Consider the following 15,292-nt stretch of genomic DNA (forward strand, 5'->3'; position numbering starts at 1 on the left):
TCAATGGGTCCCGTTTTACGCTTAACTCACAGGCGTTATGTTTGAGTGCGGCATAAGGGGGAACTATTGTCGCCTCATGTCGCGCTGCTAGCTGTACAGGGTGCGGTACAGACCGGGCTGCTCCAGCAGTTCGTGATGGGTGCCGGACTGGCTGATTTTGCCGTCTTCAAATACCAACACTCTGTCGGCCTGGCGCACCGAGCTTAACCGGTGCGCCACTATCAGGGTGGTTCTGCCCTGTAAAAAGCCGGCCAGCGCCTGATGCAGCTTTTGCTCGGTTTCGGTATCCAGCGCGGAAGTGGCTTCATCCAGAATCACGATGGACGGATTTTTCAGCACCATGCGCGCAATGGCCAGCCGCTGTTGCTGTCCCCCCGACAGCTTGACGCCACGCCGCCCTACCTGGGTATCCAGCCCTTGCTCCATGGCGGCGATCACCTCATCCAGTTGCGCCACCCGCAATGCCTGCCACAGCGCCTCGTCGTCATGCATATCGCCCAGGCTCAGGTTGGAGCGTACAGTATCGTTGAACAACACCGGCTGCTGCAATACCGTGGCCACGTGCTCACGAATGGTCGGAAAGCCGATATCCCGACTATTGACGCCGCCAAAGCAGATACTGCCGGTATCGGCCGGGTACAGGCCCAGCAGTAGCTGGATAAAGGTGGACTTGCCGCCGCCGCTGGCGCCGACCAGGGCGACCTTTTCTCCGGCCCGGATCTGCAGGCTGACATCATCCAGCACCCTGCGTTCGCCATTGTAGGAAAAACTGAGTCCGTTCACCGAAATGGGCAAGGTCGTGCAGCCCTCGAACGGATCGACCCGGCCCACCGGCTCCGGCTCGCCCCCCAGAACCAGCATGCGGTTGATGCGCTTGAGGGCGGCGGTGGCGGCATAAAAGGAATACTGCATGTTGAGCAAGTCCTGTACCGGTCCCATCATGAACCACAGGTAACTGAATACGGCAAAAATCTGGCCGACGGTCAAATCGGTATACAGCACCATGATCATGCCGGTGGCCCGAAACAGCTCCACCCCGGACAGAAACAGCAGAAAGCTGGCGCGACCGGCGGCTTCGCTCTTCCAGGCGTAATCGATGGCGGTATCGCGGACCCCGCGGGCCCGGTCGATCACCCGCAGCATATAGTGACGCTCGCGGTTGGCCGCCCGAATTTCGTGAATGCCGTCCAGGGTTTCCACCAGTGCCTGCTGAAAGACCTCGAAGGCGCTGTTTTCGTTACGCTTCAGATGTTTGACCCGGGCTCCGAGGCGGCTGGAAAAATACACCACTACCGGATTGAGCAGCAGAATAAAAAGTCCCAGCTGCCAGTTGAGCAGCAGCAGTACCACCGCCGTCCCCACCACGCTCAGTATGCTGATCAGCAAGCGACTCAGGGTTTCGCCGAGAAATTTATCCAGGGTTTCCACATCGGTGACAAAATACGAACTGACGCTGCCGGCCCCGATGGACTCGAAGGCGCGCAAGGGGGTTCGGGTCAACTGGCGCGCCAGTCGCCGACGGATCTGAAAGGTCAGGTGTTTGGCCACTCGCGCAAACTGGCGGCCCTGTATGATGTTGAATACCAGCGACAGACTGCGCAGTAGCAGGGTAATGACCAGCACCGCCAGAATATAGCCGACCCCGGTCTGCCAGGCGGCAGGCAGCAGCCAGTCCAGCCCGCTCAGCAGACGACCGGGGCTGTCCAGCAGCACTTCATCGACCAGCAGCGGCATCAGCAGCGGCACCGGCACCGCCAATAAGGTTCCGCACAGGGCAAACAAATGCGCATTAATCAGCAGGGAGCGATGGCGCTGCATCATCCGAATGATGTTCGGCCACTGTAAAAGCGGGGCATTCAGGTTTTTTTTATCCATCAATCACCATCATCGGGTTTTCATTTGGGAAAAGGGCAGGTAAGTTAGGCAAAATTTTACGGTGCTCTGTATTTTATGTCTGAAAAATCTGCATTTTACCAAAGCCTCACCGCCCAGGCACAGGCTCTGTGCGACGGTGAGCCCAATCGTATTGCCAAGCTCGCCAACCTGTCTGCCCTGCTTAATCTGGCACTGGAAGACATCAACTGGGTGGGTTTTTACCTGCGGGAACAAGACACCCTGGTGCTGGGACCTTTTCAGGGCAACCCGGCGTGCGTCCGGATTCCGGTCGGCAAGGGGGTTTGCGGTACCGCCGCTGCCACCGGTCAGGTGCAGCGAATTGCCAATGTACATGAATTTTCAGGCCACATCGCCTGTGACAGTGCCAGTAATGCAGAAATCGTGCTGCCGCTGAGTCGGGACGGCGAGGTATGGGGCGTGCTGGATATCGACAGCCCCACTTACGGTCGTTTTGATGAAGAAGACGAAGCCGGTTTACGGCACTGGGTTGCCGCCGTATTGCCGCTGCTGTAACGCCGGGGTCGCTTTTGTCTGCGTGCGCTTTATAATATGAATGTTTCAATGGGCGCTGCGCCCTTAGGTCTTACACCAAGGTATTTCATGGAAAACTCGGAAAAATTGAAAAACAGTAAAGAAGTTATCGCCTACCTGGCCGAATGCTTCCCTCAGTGCTTCGTAGCGACTGGCGAAGCCAAACCGCTGAAAATTGGCATTTTTCAGGATCTGGCTAGCCGTCTGACCGACGATCCCAAGGTATCCAAGACCCTGCTGCGCACGGCGCTGCGTCAGTACACCTCCAGCTGGCGTTACCTGCACGGCCTCAAGGCCGGACAGAGTCGGGTAGATCTGGACGGCGAACCTTGTGGCGAGCTGACTCAGGAACATGTCGATCATGCCCGGGGCGCGCTCAAGGAAAGCAAGGAAAAAGTGTTTGGTCCGCGCAAGGACAAGCCGGCTGCCAAAAAGCCTGCCGCCAAAAAGCCCAAGCCCCGCAAGGTGGATCCGGCGGCCCTGACCGTAGAGCAGAATGTTAAAGTATTGCTGGGCAAGTCCCCGGTTCCCGCTACGATTAAAGAAGTGACTCGTGATGACGTTCAGGTGGAACTTAAAACCGGCATGTCCATGCGCGTCAAGTTTGAGCATCTTATTCTTTAAGGAGTAGGGTTTGATCAATCACGGAATTCGTTTGTCTCTGGTAGCCGCCGGTATCATGGCTGCGGGAATCGCCTGGGCGGTACCGCCGGCCATCGATGCTTCCGCCATTCCTGTTTTGGCCCCGGAAAGTCAGCATGCGGCTGCCAGCAAGCGGGTTACCGCGCTGTTCACCCGTTCCCATTATCGCCAGTTTCAGCTTGATAATGCCTTCTCTGAAGCGATCTTCGATCGCTTCATCGACAGTCTGGATTACAACAAGAATATCTTTACTCAAGCCGATATCGCTCGTTTCGAGCGCTATCGTGACGAGTTTGATGATGCGCTGCGAGCCGGTCGTCTCGATATTGCCTTCGACATGTATAACGACAGTTTGCAGCAACGCTATCAGCGCCTGGTGTATGCCTTGTCGTTACTCGATACGCCCATGACCTTCGATGGTCAGGAGCAGTATCAGTTTGATCGTCGCGAGGCCGACTGGCCCAAAGACAAGCAGGATCTCGACCGGCTCTGGTCTCAGCGAGTCAAATATGACGCCCTGAGCCTGGCACTGGCCGATAAAGACTGGAACGAGATTCGCGATACCCTGGGCAAGCGCTACAACAACGCCATCAAGCGTCTGGCCCAGAGTGAAAGTGAAGATGCCTTCCAGAGCTTTGCTAACGCCTTTGCCCGTGCCATAGAGCCCCATACCAGTTATCTCAGTCCTCGCAATGCCGAGCGTTTCGAGACTGAAATGAATCTGTCGCTCGAAGGTATCGGTGCCGTATTGCAGGCCGAAGACGACTATACGGTGATCCGCTCTCTGGTCCCGGGTGGTCCGGCTGCCAAGTCCGGTGAGCTGCTGCCCGAGGATCGTATTATCGGGGTCGGGCAGAGTGCCGACAAGGTGACCGATGTGATCGGCTGGCGGCTGGATGAAGTGGTTGATCTGATCAAGGGCCGTAAAGGCACTCGGGTCTGGCTGCAAATTCAGCGCGGCAAGGCGGTGACGGCGACGCCAAAAGTCATCGAGCTGACCCGTGATACCGTGCGGCTGGAAGACCGAGCCGCCAACGGCAAGGTGCTGCCGATCGACGGTGAAAATATCGGGGTGATCGAAATTCCGAGTTTTTACGTCAACCTTAGCGCTGATGTGGCGGAAGAAATCAGCAAGCTGAAAGCCAAAGGCATTCAGGGGCTGGTCATCGACCTGCGCGGCAATGGCGGTGGTGCCTTGACCGAAGCCTCGGGCCTGACCGGACTTTTTATCGACAGCGGCCCCGTGGTGCAGATTCGTGATGGTCTGGGCCGTATTTCGGTCAACGGTGACGAAGATGACTCCCTGGCCTATGACGGGCCGATGACGGTGCTGGTTGATCGGTATTCTGCCTCGGCGTCCGAGATTTTTGCCGCCGCCATGAAAGACTATGGCCGGGCGGTGATCCTGGGTGAAAACACCTTCGGCAAAGGAACGGTGCAGCAACATCGCAGCCTGTCGCGTATCTACGATCTCTATGAAAACCCCATGGGGTTTGTGCAGTTCACCATTGCCAAGTTTTATCGCATCAACGGGGGCAGCACCCAGAACAAGGGCGTGCAGCCGGATATTCCGTTTCCGACCCCCATCGTTGCCGATGAAACCGGTGAAAGCCTGGAGAAAAACGCACTGCCCTGGGATCAGATTGCCAGCCTCGACTTCAAGCGTATTCGGGATTTGACCCCGGTACTGGGTGAGCTTCGCCAACGCCATCAGGCGCGCATCGAACAGGATCCCGAGTTTGTTTATGTCTTTGAAGACATAAAGGAATACAGGAAACTGAAAGACAAGGATTCGGTGTCACTCAACCTTGTTGAGCGCAAAACCGAGATGGAAGAGCAGGACGCCAAGTCTCTGGCCCGTCTTAACGACCGGTTACGACGCGCCGGACTGGATCCGGTTGATTCCCTCGATAATATCCCCAGCGATTTTGAGCCGGATGACGGCTATCTGAAAGAAGCGGCACGCATTACTGCCGATCTGGCCCGACTGCTTGGCTGACTCCCTGCCCGAATCCGGTCACACCGGGTTCGGGCTTTCTCATTAAAGCCCCCTCCGACGACGTTAACGAGATCTCCGCTATGACCCAAACAAAACCGCAAGTGCAATATCGCGAAGATTATCAGCCACCTCATTACTGGATTGATACCCTGGATCTGGACATTCAGCTGCATGACAGTGCCACCGAAGTGGTGGCCATCAGCCGGGTGCGCCGCAATGGTGAACATGACGAACCGCTGGTACTGGACGGCGAGCAGCTCGAACTGCTGCAGGTGGCCGTCAACGGAGTGGACATTGCACAATATCAGCAGACCGAGAACGGACTTGTCCTGTCTCAGCTGCCGGAAGCATTCGTGCTGACCATCAAGACCCGAATCAACCCGGCCGGCAATACCGCGCTGGAAGGGCTGTACAAGTCGGGCTCGGCATTCTGCACTCAGTGTGAAGCGCAAGGATTCAGACGCATCACCTATTATCTGGACAGACCCGACGTGCTGGCGCGATTCAGTACCCGCATTACCGCCGATGCGGCGGCCTATCCCTATTTGCTGTCGAACGGCAACCGGGTCGATCAGGGCACACTTGATGACGGTCGCCACTGGGTGCAATGGCAGGATCCCTTTCCCAAACCGGCGTATCTGTTTGCCCTGGTGGCGGGTGACTTCGATGTGCTGCGTGACAGCTACACCACGTTGAGCGGACGGAACGTGGCACTGGAGATCTTTGTCGACAAGGGTAATCTGCATCGGGCCGGGCACGCCATGGACAGCCTCAAGGCCTCCATGGCCTGGGACGAGCAGCGTTGCCATCTGGAGTACGACCTCGATATCTACATGATAGTGGCGGTGGACTTTTTCAACATGGGGGCCATGGAAAACAAGGGACTCAACGTGTTCAACGCCAAGTTTGTGCTGGCCGATGCCAACACCGCCACCGACGGCGATTATCTGGATGTAGAACGGGTGATCGGTCACGAATATTTCCATAACTGGACCGGTAATCGGGTGACCTGTCGTGACTGGTTTCAGCTGTCGCTGAAGGAAGGATTGACGGTATTCCGCGATCAGGAATTTTCGTCCGATTTGGGCTCGCGTACCGTGAATCGGATTCAGAATGTACGCATCATGCGTGGTCCCCAGTTTGCCGAAGACGCCGGTCCCATGGCGCACCCCATTCGCCCGGATGCGGTCATCGAAATGAACAACTTCTATACCCTGACCGTGTACGAGAAGGGCTCGGAAGTCATTCGCATGTTGCATACCCTGCTCGGCGAGCAGGCGTTTCAACGCGGGCTGGCGCTGTATCTGCAGCGCCATGACGGCCAGGCCGCCACCTGTGACGATTTTGTGGCGGCGATGAGCGAGGCCAGCGGACGGGATCTGACTCGTTTCAAACGCTGGTACAGTCAGGCCGGTACCCCGGTACTGGCCGTGACCGATGCCTATGATGCCGAGCAACAGCGCTATACCCTGACGGTGCGCCAGCATACGCCGGCCACCCGGGAGCAGCCCGGCAAACTGCCGCTGCATATTCCGCTCAGCCTGGCGCTTTATACCGAGCAGGGTGAGCCGCTGTCGTTGCTGGTCAACGGCGACACCGTCGGTCCGGTGCTCGATGTACTGGAAGACGAGCAGCAGTTTGTATTCGAACAGATTCCGTCCCGGCCCGTGCCGGCGTTGTTGCAGGGTTTTTCGGCTCCGGTGAAGCTGGACTATCCCTATAGCGATGAACAGCTGACCCTGCTGGCCAAGAGCAGCATCGACGAATTCGTGCGCTGGGATGCGGTGCAGATGCTGATCAACAAGGCGGTGCTGGACAACCTGTCTCGCCTGCAGCGTGGTGACGTGGTGTCGGTGCCACGCCCCCTGATCGATGTGTTTCGTACCACCCTGGAAGATACGTCCCTTGACCGGGCATTGCAGGCACAGATGCTGGCGCTGCCGGATCTGGGCAGTCTGCTGGAACTGTTCGAGCAGGTCGATATCGGCTTGCTGGGCCAGGTACACCAGCAACTGCAGGCAGAGCTGGCCGAGGCGCTGCGTCCCCTGTGGCAGCAGGCCTATGAGCAGAACCTGACGCCGGAATATCGCATCGAACACCAGGATATAGCGCGGCGGGCCATGAAAAACGTGGCGCTGGGCTACCTTGCCCTGGCCGGCGATGCGGTCAAGGTGCAGCAGCAATATCAGGATGCCGACAACATGACCGACACCCTGGCGGCGATGAAGGCGGCGGTACGTGCCGAATTGAATGAAGCCGACGTCATGCTGGCCGACTTTGAAGCCAAATGGCGTCAGGATGGCCTGGTACTCGACAACTGGTTCCGGCTGCAGGCCACGGCGCCGGGCGAGGGCACCCTGGCCCGGGTACAACAGCTGATGAGTCACCCGACCTTCAGCATGAACAACCCCAACCGGATACGGGCCTTGATTGGTGCCTTTATTTCGGCCAATCCGCTGCAGTTCCATCGTCTGGATGGCGCCGGTTATGATCTGCTGGTGTCGGTGCTGGAGCAGCTCAACGACAGCAATCCGCAGGTGGCCTCACGTCTGGTGACGCCGCTGATCCAGTTTTCCCGACTGGATGACGCCCGTCAGGGGCTGATCAAGGCGCGGCTGCAGCAGTTGATGGCAATGCCTGCGCTGTCGCGGGATCTGTTCGAGAAAATCAGCAAGGCGCTGGCCTGATGCAACGGCTGCGTTTTCGTCTGACCATCAGCAGAGCGCAGCTGCTGCAGTACTATCAGGGTCACACCGCCGCCCTGTCGGTGATCACCGAGCAGGGGCTGCGACTGCAGGTGGCCCTGCATCACTTTCGCAGCTTTGTCGGTCACGACGGCCTCAACGGCCGTTTTGAAATCGAACTGACCGAGCAGCGCCAACTGCATCGACTCCACCGTCTGTCCTGATCCGGGATATAAAGCAGGCTGGCAAGTCGTCGGTCTGCTTTCATTCATGTTATTTCATGTTCGTTACCACTTTCGCGCAGGGGCATAGTGCCTGTGATGTTATTTTATTCGTTAACCCCACAAATTAAATAAATAACGCGCCTAATTATTCAAAATAACACTGAAACAATTCATTTACGTTTAGATGATTATTTTGCAAATGTTTTTCTATGCTTTGTGTATATTCTGCCCACTAGTGATCGAGTCGATATTTTGAAACCTTTTTCTCCTGCTTTACTCGCATTCGATATATACCGGGCTTACACTGTTTTGGTCCCGTTGGGGCTCCACTTCCCCATGGTCATTGCCTGTATCCGAGGAACACGACGCCATGATATTTAAAGACGCAGCAACGTCCGTTTTACTTGAAAATGTGAATCAACTGATAGCCGACAAGTTTTCCGATAATGCCGCGCCCCTGGTAAACACTTTTGTCAGCAAGCTTTATAGCGGCATGACCCACCACGATCTGAACCATCGTAACGATAGCGATCTGTATGGTGCTGCCATCAGCCTGTGGGGTTCTTTTGAAACTCGCGCCGAACAAACGCCCTATGTTCGCGTCTACAATCCCGAATTGTCCCGTCACGGTTGGCAGTCCCCTCACACCATCGTCGAACTGATTATCAAAGACGCGCCTTTCCTGGTGGACTCCATCCGCATGGTACTGACCCGCATGGGCATTACTTCCCATCTGATGCTGCACCAGCCGATGCATCTGGTACGCGACGAGCAGGGCAAGCTGCAGCAGATACTGTCGAGCAGCGAGCAGAAAAAACAGAACCGGGTCGAAACCGCCTTTTTGATCGAAATCGACAGGCAGCCCCAGGCAAAGACCCGGGAGCAACTGTGTGACGAATTGCTGTCGGTAGTCGAAGAAGTCTCGCTGATGGTGGGTGACTGGCAGCCGATGGTGGAACGCTTCGGCGAGATCATCAAGGAACTGCCCAGGCAGGCCAAGCGCGCCAACCCGGAACATCTGGAAGAAACCCTGTCCTTTCTGAGCTGGGTCGCCGATCACAACTTTACCCTGATGGGCTACCGCCGCTACCATATTTCCGCCATCGAAGGTGACTACGAGCTGGTACCCGAGCAGGACACCAGCCTGGGCTTGCTGCGTCATGTGCAAAAGGACGACAGCCTCAAGTTCAGCAGCCTGACCTCGACCGCGCGCGAGGCGGCGCTGAGCAAGGATATTCTGGTCCTGACCAAGACCAATCACAAATCCCGGGTACACAGACCCGCCTATATCGATTATATCGGCGTCAAGCGTTTTGACGACAAGGGTAATGTGGTGGGGGAAGATCGCTTTATCGGCCTCTATGCCTCCAGCATCTACAACACCAGTGCCATGCAGATTCCGCTGATTGGCGCCAAGCTCAGACGCATCATCGATGGCTCCGGCCTGGAGCACGGCTCGCATGCCTACAAGGCGCTGCTCAATATTCTGGAGACCTATCCGCGTGATGAGCTGATTCAGGCGACCGAAAAAGAGCTGCGTGATATCGGCATGGGCGTACTGGCCATGCAGGAGCGGGACATGACCCGGCTCTTTGTGCGTCGCGACCTGTTTGGCCGTTTCTTCTCCTGCATGGTGTATGTCACCAAGGAACGCTACAACACGGCGCTGCGTGAAAAAACCCAGCGCATACTGCAGCGTTATTTCGGCTCGGAAGAAGAAGTGGAATTCACTACCTACTTTTCGGAAGGCGTACTGGCCCGCACCCATTATTTGATTCGGGTGCCGAACAATTCGATGGATATTGATGTGAACGACATTCAGGCAAATTTGATTGAAGCGGCGCGCAGCTGGGAAGACAAGCTGGAACAGTCGCTGTCCGTCAGCTTCGGCGAGGCCGAAAGCAATCGACTGAAAGAAAAATATCGTAATGCCTTTCCGCGCGCCTATACCGAGCATGTGATGCCCGGCTCTGCGGTGGGGGATATCGAAAAACTGGAAGCACTGAGCGATAACAACCCGCTGGGCATGCTGTTCTACCGGGCGCAGGAAGAAGACAAGGACTCCAACCGAGTACGCCTCAAGCTGTATCACAGAGCCGAGCCCATTCATTTGTCCGACGTCTTGCCGATGCTGGAAAACATGGGGCTGCGGGTGATTGGTGAAACGCCGCATGAAATCGACTGTGCCGGTGATACCTTCTGGATCCTCGACTTCTCCATGTATTACAACGGTGCACCGCTCGATCTGGACGCCACCCAGGAACGGTTCCAGAAGGCCTTTGCCCAGGTGTGGAGTAACGAGCTGGAGAGTGACGGTTTCAACCGCTTGGTGCTGGCCACCCGGCTGACCGGGCGCGAGGTCAGCGTACTGCGCGCCTATGCCCGCTATATGCGCCAGACCGGGGTCACCTTCAGCCAGAGCTATATCGAGGAAACCCTGTCCCGTTACCCGCACCTGGCCTGTCTGCTTTTCACGCTGTTTGAACAGCGGCTGTCGCCCGTTCACAAGCAAAGCGTCAAGGCGCTGCAGGCGCTGCATCAGGAAATGCTGGAGGAGCTCGACAAGGTCGCCAACCTGGACGATGACCGTATCATCCGCCGTTACATGGAGATGATTGAAGCGACCCTGAGAACCAACTTCTATCAGCCCGCCGTTGATGGCTGCGACAAGCCCTATATCTCGTTCAAGATGGCGCCCGAAACCATCAGCGACATGCCGTTGCCGCTGCCCAAGTTCGAAATCTTCGTCTACTCGCCGCGAGTGGAAGGGGTGCATTTGCGCTGGGGCAAGGTGGCGCGGGGCGGCCTGCGCTGGTCCGATCGTCGGGAAGACTTCCGTACCGAAGTGCTCGGCCTGGTCAAGGCGCAGCAGGTCAAGAACACCGTTATCGTGCCGGTTGGTGCCAAGGGCGGTTTCGTCTGCAAGCAACTGCCGGTCGGTGACCGAGCCGCCTTCCTCAAGGAAGGCCAGAATTGCTATCGTCTGTTTATTCGCGCCCTGCTCGACGTAACCGACAACATCATTCAGGGCGAAGTGATTCCGCCCAGGAATGTGGTGCGTCACGACGAAGACGACTACTACCTGGTGGTGGCGGCCGACAAGGGCACCGCGACCTTCTCCGACATCGCCAACGAAATCAGCGCCGAGTACGGCCATTGGCTGGGCGATGCTTTCGCCTCCGGCGGCTCTGTTGGTTACGATCACAAGAAAATGGGCATTACCGCCCGCGGCGCCTGGGAATCGGTGAAACGCCATTTCCGGGAAATCGGCATCGACTGTCAGCAGACCGACTTTACCGCCGTTGGTGTGGGTGACATGGCCGGCGACGTGTTCGGTAACGGCATGCTGCTGTCCGAACATACCCGTCTGGTGGGGGCCTTCAACCATCTGCATATCTTCATCGACCCGGAGCCGGATGCCGCCGGCAGCTACAAGGAGCGGCAGCGCCTGTTCAATACCCCGGGTTGCAGCTGGGACGATTATGATCGCAGCCTGATTTCCGACGGTGGCGGCATCTTCCTGCGCTCGGCCAAGTCCATCAAGCTCAGCCCGCAGATGAAGAAACTGCTGGGTACCCAGAAAGCCAGCCTGACCCCGACCGAGGTGATCCGTCACCTGCTGATGGCCGAGGTCGATCTGCTGTGGAATGGCGGTATCGGTACCTACGTCAAATCACGCCGGCAAACCGATGCGGACGTGGGCGATCGCGCCAACGATTCCGTTCGTATTAACGGTGAAGATCTGCGTGCCCGCATCGTGGGCGAAGGCGGTAACCTGGGGTGTACCCAGCTGGGCCGTATTGAATATGCCGGCAAAGGCGGGCGCATCAATACCGACTTTACCGACAACGTCGGCGGGGTGGATTGCTCGGATAACGAGGTTAACATCAAGATCCTGCTCAATTCCCTGGTCGACAAGGGTGAATTGACCAAGAAACACCGGGATCAGTTGCTGTACGACATGACGCAGGATGTGGCCGACATAGTTCTGACCAACGCTTATCGTCAGTCACAGACCATCTCCATTACCGCGCATCGTGGTGCCAGCCCGCTCAAGGAGCATCAGCACTTCATGCACTGGCTGGAGCGGGAAGGCAAACTCGACCGCAACCTGGAATACCTGCCCAACGATGAAGAACTGGCCGAGCGCATGGCCGCCGGTCGTGGTCTGACCCGTCCCGAACTGGCCATACTGGTGGCCTACGGCAAAATGGTGTTGAAGGACACGCTCAACGTGCCCGAGCTGACCGATAACGACTACATTGCCCGCCTGCTGCCCACCAGCATGCCGGCCAAACTGGTGGAGCGGTTCGGTGACGCGCTGATGGAGCACCCGCTGCGCAGTGAAATTATTGCCACCCGTCTGGCCAATATCATGGTCAACGACATGGGCTTCAACTTCGCCAACCGGCTGCAGGATGAAACCGGCGCCAGCATGTGCGATATCGCCATCAGCTTCATGATTGCCCGTGAAGTATTCGGCATGAACCAGTTGCTGCGTGATATTGAAGCGCTGGACAACAAGGTGGCGGCCGCAACCCAGCTGGAGATGTTCTATCAGGTACGGCGCATGGTTCGCCGGGCGACCCGCTGGTTCCTGCGTTCGCGCAACCGTAACCAGAGCATCGAACAGACCATAGATCTGTTCAAGCCGGCCTATGCAACCCTGACCGAGCATCTTTATCAGGTGATGGTGGAGTCCGAGGTCCAGGAGCACCAGCAAGACGTCGCCAGGCTGGAAAAGCAGGAAGTGCCGACCTCTATCGCCGAACGAGTGACTCAAATGAGCAGCTTGTTCTCGGCGCTGGATCTGGCCCAGATAGCCGTTGAGCAGGAGCGGGATATTCGGGTGGTGGCCGAGCTGTACTTCCATCTGGGTGCCGAGCTGCAGTTGCACTGGTTCCTGGAGCAGATCAACAAGCAGGCGGTGGGCAACCACTGGCAGGCGCTGGCCCGGGCCGCCTTCCGGGAAGATCTGGATTATCAGCAGCGCAGCCTGACATCAGTGGTATTGAAACGCTGTAAAGCCAAGGTTGAATGCGCTAACATGCTCGACCAGTGGCTTGATGAGCATGAACAGTTACTGAATCGCTGGCGTCATCTGCTGGCGGACTTTAAAGCGTCCGGCAGTCATGAGTTTGCCCAATTCTCTGTCGCCATGCGCGAGCTGAATCTGCTCCATCTCAATTGTATGAACGCCGTCTAAATATCACGGTGTAAAACACAAAAGCCCCGGCCATGACCGGGGCTTTTTTATGAGGAAGAAATACGTGTATTCACTGGTTAAACCCCTGCTTTTTCAATGTGATCCCGAACATGTGCACGAACTGACCATCAAGGGGCTGGCCAAGTCTCAGCACGGCCCGCTGGCGGTCTTGTATCGTCGGCCCAGCATTCATAATCCGGTAGAGCTGATGGGGCTGACGTTCGATAATCCGGTCGGGCTGGCGGCCGGACTCGACAAGAACGGGGACTGCATCGATGCCTTCGCCGCCATGGGGTTCGGTTTTATTGAAATCGGTACCGTCACGCCACGCGCGCAGCAGGGCAATGAAAAACCGCGCCTGTTCCGTATCAAGGAAGCCGACGCCATTATCAACCGCATGGGCTTCAATAATAACGGTATCGATTATTTAATCGAAAATGTCAGGCAGTCTCGTTATACCGGTGTGCTGGGTATTAATATCGGCAAGAATAAAGATACGCCTATCGAACATGGCAAAGACGATTACCTGATTTGCATGGAAAAAGCCTATGCCCATGCCGGTTATATTACCGTGAACATTTCTTCGCCCAATACGCCGGGCCTGCGCTCGCTGCAATACGGCGAGGCACTCGACGACTTGCTGTCTTCGCTCAAGCAAAAACAGCGGCAACTGGCCGAGCAACATAACAAGCAGGTACCCTTGCTGGTCAAGATAGCGCCCGATCTGTCGACGGAAGAAATCGAGCAGGTGGCCGATAGCCTGGTGCGCTTCGAGCTCGACGGCGTTATTGCCACCAATACCACCCTGGATCGGGAGCTGGTGTTCGACCTGCCGCATGCTCATGAAGCAGGGGGCCTGAGTGGTCGACCGGTGCAGAACAAAAGCACCTTGGTGATCAAGGAGTTGTCGCGCCGCCTCGATGGTCGACTGCCGATTATCGGCGTCGGGGGGATCGACTCATTGACCGCCGGCCGAGAAAAAATGGCCGCCGGTGCCAGCCTGGTACAGGTTTATTCCGGCTTTATTTATCAGGGCCCGGCATTGGTTCAGCGTCTGGCTCGTCATCTGTAACGGATATTATTGGCCGTGACTATTTGCTCCCCACGCCGAAATACAATATAAATTAAGGTATTGGGGAGCAAGATCATCATTTTATTCTCACAAGGTGTGACTGGGATGTTACTACAACCAAATGATTGCTGGCGCTGGTTTATGGGCGAGGATCGACACCTTATGTTGGATCTGGGTGCGGAGATGCTGTTCAGCACGCCCTACCTCAAAAAACAACTGGTGTGTCCGGAAACGATGGATCAGTGCTTTTCGGTCGAAGATGCCGGTCTTTATTATCGCTTTCTCGATACGCTGTCTTCGATCCGTGCGCCCGCACAACGGGTACAGGCTGCCCTGAACGGCGTTGCCATTGCCCGTTTTTATAAACCCCTGATGCCACAAAGCTGGTTTTTCGAGCCACAGGCCGATTACCATCAACCGCAATTGGGAGAGCTGATTGCGCTCGATATCCAGACCGAACTACTGACCATGATGGTGGTGGAAACCTCGCCGTCGGCGACGGTCTGCATGTCCTTGTCGGGAGATCAGTTCCTGGCGAACAGCAAACAACTACCGACGTTCGCTGCCATCAAGGTGATGAACGACAGGATCATCAGCCTGGAAGCATCTTATCGGGAAGAAGAAATCAGGAAAGTGGGGTAAAAAGACAGCTGTAAGCGATTAGCGGTAAGAAAAACAATGTTTGGCTTTAACAACCTGGCTCATAAACTGACTTGATAGCTGATAGCTGATAGCTGATAGCTGATAGCTGATAGCTGATAGCTTGAAGTTGGATATTTCTGGGAATAAATAAACAAGGGGATATTACAGGGGAGGGGATTGCTTGCTCAAGTTGGTTGCGGGAGCCGGATTTGAACCGACGACCTTCGGGTTATGAGCCCGACGAGCTACCAGACTGCTCCATCCCGCGTCCATTACTTACGCTTTTTACTACTTCTGGTCTTGCTGTACTGCTTGCTTAAGTTGGTTGCGGGAGCCGGATTTGAACCGACGACCTTCGGGTTATGAGCCCGACGAGCTACCAGACTGCTCCATCCC

Annotated in this window: 9 protein-coding genes and 2 tRNA genes; 8 read left to right on the top strand and 3 right to left on the bottom strand. The window is 56.4% G+C overall.

Features of this window, described 5'->3' with window-relative positions; all coding sequences use genetic code 11:
- Nucleotides 1–87: 87 nt before the first annotated feature.
- Entirely contained in the window at nt 88–1,875 is a 1,788-nt protein-coding gene (locus tag ABD827_RS04405; protein ID WP_344962712.1) for an ABC transporter ATP-binding protein, read from the bottom strand.
- Between the two features lie 75 nt (nt 1,876–1,950).
- Between ABD827_RS04405 and ABD827_RS04410 the strand changes: the two genes are divergently transcribed.
- From ABD827_RS04410 to ABD827_RS04445, 8 genes are all read left to right on the top strand, one after another.
- Nucleotides 1,951–2,409 (top strand): GAF domain-containing protein, encoded by a 459-nt coding sequence (locus ABD827_RS04410; RefSeq protein ID WP_344962714.1) that lies wholly within the window; start codon nt 1,951–1,953, stop codon nt 2,407–2,409.
- Nucleotides 2,410–2,496: 87 nt separating this feature from the next.
- The gene (proQ, locus tag ABD827_RS04415) at nt 2,497–3,051 is read left to right on the top strand and encodes an RNA chaperone ProQ (protein WP_298723017.1); all 555 of its coding nucleotides are present in this window, start codon (nt 2,497–2,499) and stop codon (nt 3,049–3,051) included.
- A gap of 10 nt (nt 3,052–3,061) precedes the next feature.
- Nucleotides 3,062–5,068 carry a carboxy terminal-processing peptidase gene (gene prc / locus ABD827_RS04420; RefSeq protein ID WP_344962718.1) on the top strand — a complete coding sequence of 669 codons (2,007 nt, stop codon included), beginning with the start codon at nt 3,062–3,064 and terminating at the stop codon, nt 5,066–5,068.
- 80 nt (nt 5,069–5,148) lie between these two features.
- Nucleotides 5,149–7,755, top strand: a complete 2,607-nt coding sequence (gene pepN / locus ABD827_RS04425; RefSeq protein ID WP_344962720.1) for an aminopeptidase N — start codon at nt 5,149–5,151, stop codon at nt 7,753–7,755.
- Nucleotides 7,755–7,976 carry a DUF2835 family protein gene (locus ABD827_RS04430; protein WP_298723026.1) on the top strand — a complete coding sequence of 74 codons (222 nt, stop codon included), beginning with the start codon at nt 7,755–7,757 and terminating at the stop codon, nt 7,974–7,976. The genes pepN and ABD827_RS04430 overlap by 1 nt, the downstream gene beginning before the upstream one ends.
- A gap of 370 nt (nt 7,977–8,346) precedes the next feature.
- Nucleotides 8,347–13,182, top strand: coding sequence for an NAD-glutamate dehydrogenase (locus tag ABD827_RS04435; protein ID WP_344962725.1), 4,836 nt, complete (start codon nt 8,347–8,349; stop codon nt 13,180–13,182).
- Nucleotides 13,183–13,231: 49 nt separating this feature from the next.
- Nucleotides 13,232–14,254: a quinone-dependent dihydroorotate dehydrogenase gene (pyrD, locus tag ABD827_RS04440; protein ID WP_344962727.1), complete on the top strand. Its 1,023-nt coding sequence runs from the start codon at nt 13,232–13,234 to the stop codon at nt 14,252–14,254.
- A gap of 105 nt (nt 14,255–14,359) precedes the next feature.
- On the top strand, nt 14,360–14,896 hold the full coding sequence (locus ABD827_RS04445) for a cell division protein ZapC domain-containing protein (protein WP_344962729.1): 537 nt from the start codon (nt 14,360–14,362) through the stop codon (nt 14,894–14,896).
- Nucleotides 14,897–15,087: 191 nt separating this feature from the next.
- On the opposite strand, the gene ABD827_RS04450 is transcribed toward ABD827_RS04445, so the two are convergent.
- A tRNA-Met gene (locus tag ABD827_RS04450) sits at nt 15,088–15,164 on the bottom strand.
- Between the two features lie 54 nt (nt 15,165–15,218).
- Nucleotides 15,219–15,292, bottom strand: a tRNA-Met gene (locus tag ABD827_RS04455).

It is taken from the genome of Oceanisphaera sediminis (assembly GCF_039539745.1).
Classification (GTDB): Bacteria; Pseudomonadota; Gammaproteobacteria; order Enterobacterales; family Aeromonadaceae; genus Oceanimonas; species Oceanimonas sediminis.